The sequence below is a fragment of the Rhizobium sp. P1_E1 genome (assembly GCF_056406015.1).
The window spans coordinates 1-1,858 of record NZ_JBFUAY010000450.1 but is presented as its reverse complement, the minus strand read 5'-3'; the positions used below and the strand labels follow the sequence as shown (position 1 = coordinate 1,858).

The following is a 1,858-nucleotide window of genomic DNA, read 5'->3' as shown; positions in this document are numbered from 1 at the left end:
CGGCCGAACGTTCCATGAAAGCGCGCATCTGGAAGGCGACGTCGACATGGTCGCGGTGCTTCGGGAACTGGTCGCGGAAGACCGCCACCGCGGCACACAAGACACCATCGTCTTCCGCTCGGATCATGGCCACCGCATGCTTGACGATCTCGACAAGGTCGTCACCCCAGGCTACCCGGCCATCGGCCGCATGCGCGGCCTCGCCGAACTGCGCGGTATCCTGCATGCTCTAGGCGCGCCGCCGACCTGAGGGTGTCCTCGAACGGCATCGGGTGACCTTGGCGAATTGGGCTGCTGCGGGGCAAGCTTCTTCCCGCGTCCGCACCGGCTCGCTCGTAAGGAAAAATCATCGCGCTTTGAATCCCGAGCGATGCTTCAGAGCGCACAACCCTTCAGGAAAAGATCGGCGCACATCTTCGCCCGCGCCTGTATTGCTTCGATCGTCGGCGGTGGCTCCTGACGCAGGATCGCCGCGCGCTGCGGCTCCATGGCCATCATGCCGCGCAGCATGCCGCAGGCTAAATGCGGATCGTCGAGCGCAATGAGGCCGCGGTCGACCTGCCGGCGCAGCCAGTCCTCCATCAGCGCATTGGTGCGTAGGATCGCCTGTTCGTAGAAGGACGTGGCGATTTCAGGGAAGCGGTCCGACTCGCCGATGACGAGGCGCATGATGGTGACCGTATCTTCAGAGAGCGACAGTATGCCGTAAGCCATCAGCATACGTTCCAGCCCATCTCTCAGATCGGCATTGGCAAGCATCGGGGGATCGAGCGCAAGCAGGAAACCGACGATACGCTCTGAGATCATGCTGGCAAAGAGATCGGCCTTGGTCGGAAACAGCCGGTAGAGGGTCTTTGTGGAAACACCGGCCTCCTGGGCGATCGTGGCGATGCTGGCCGCCGCGTAGCCATTCTCGTGAAACTGGGTATTTGCCGCCTTGATGATCAGGCCCCTGGTGTCGTCGTCACAGCGCAACTGCGGCCTTCCGCGCGGCCTTCTCTCAATTTGTTGATTTTGGACCATAATGATTTTCCAAATTCCTATTGACATCCATTTTATAGTGCATATTTTGGAAAACATCAAGTTTCCTAAATAGGATTTCACTTGAATTCAGAGGCCGCAGCCCAAGAGACGGCGACCCGTCATCCGGAGAAAGACAATGACTACCAAGAAGCTGCGTGCCTTGAACAACAATAACGCCGTCGAAACTGTTGCCGAAGCCGCTCCCGCGAGCCTGGACGCCGGCAAGCCACCGCTCATCGCTGAGGCCGCTGCCCCCGTTGCCGAGGAAAAGCCCGCCCGCAAGCGTGGCGGCCGCTCCCTGCTTCTCGGCGCCACCACCCTCGTGCTGATCGCCGCCGGCGCCTATTACGGCCATGATTACTGGACAGTCGGGCGTTTCCATATCTCGACCGACGACGCCTATGTGAAAGCCGACAGCAGCACCATCGCCCCCAAGGTATCCGGCTATCTCGCCGAGGTCCTCGTCATGGACAACGAGACCGTCAAGGCCGGCCAGCCGCTCGCCCGCATCGATGACCGCGACTTCAAGGCGGCCCTTGATCAGGCCAGGGCCGATGTCGCAGCCGGGGAAGCCACCGTCAACGCCAAGCAGGCTTCGCTCGATATCCAGCAGTCCACGATTGCCGCCGCCCGCGCGACCGTCGACGTCGACCGCGCCAACGAGACCTTTGCCGAGCAGAACAACAAGCGCTATTCGAACCTTGCCACCAGCGGTTACGCCCCGGTCCAGACGGCACAGCAGGCCGCCTCGCAGATCGCTGCCGCCCAGGCCTCGATCGTCCGCGACACCGCCTCGCTCGATGCCGCCGTCAAGCAGGTCGATCTTCTCAACGCC

Annotated in this window: 3 protein-coding genes; 2 read left to right on the top strand and 1 reads right to left on the bottom strand. The window is 61.8% G+C overall.

Annotated features, from left to right (window positions below; genetic code table 11):
* On the top strand, positions 1-250 hold a 250-nt coding region (locus AC1D1Z_RS36965; protein WP_477853775.1), incomplete at its 5' end, for a mannonate dehydratase.
* A gap of 125 nt (positions 251-375) precedes the next feature.
* On the opposite strand, the gene AC1D1Z_RS36960 is transcribed toward AC1D1Z_RS36965, so the two are convergent.
* The gene (locus AC1D1Z_RS36960) at positions 376-1,023 is read right to left on the bottom strand and encodes a TetR/AcrR family transcriptional regulator (RefSeq protein WP_028732282.1); all 648 of its coding nucleotides are present in this window, start codon (positions 1,021-1,023) and stop codon (positions 376-378) included.
* A 136-nt stretch (positions 1,024-1,159) separates the two neighbouring features.
* On the opposite strand from AC1D1Z_RS36960, the gene AC1D1Z_RS36955 reads away from it, so the two are divergent.
* Positions 1,160-1,858, top strand: a 699-nt coding sequence (locus tag AC1D1Z_RS36955) for an HlyD family secretion protein (protein ID WP_477853773.1), incomplete at its 3' end; no start/stop codon positions are given.

Coding starts and splice junctions, on each gene's coding strand:
- AC1D1Z_RS36960 (WP_028732282.1), bottom strand. CDS start 1,023: ATGGTCCAAAATCAACAAATTGAGAGAAGGCCGCGCGGAAGGCCGCAG.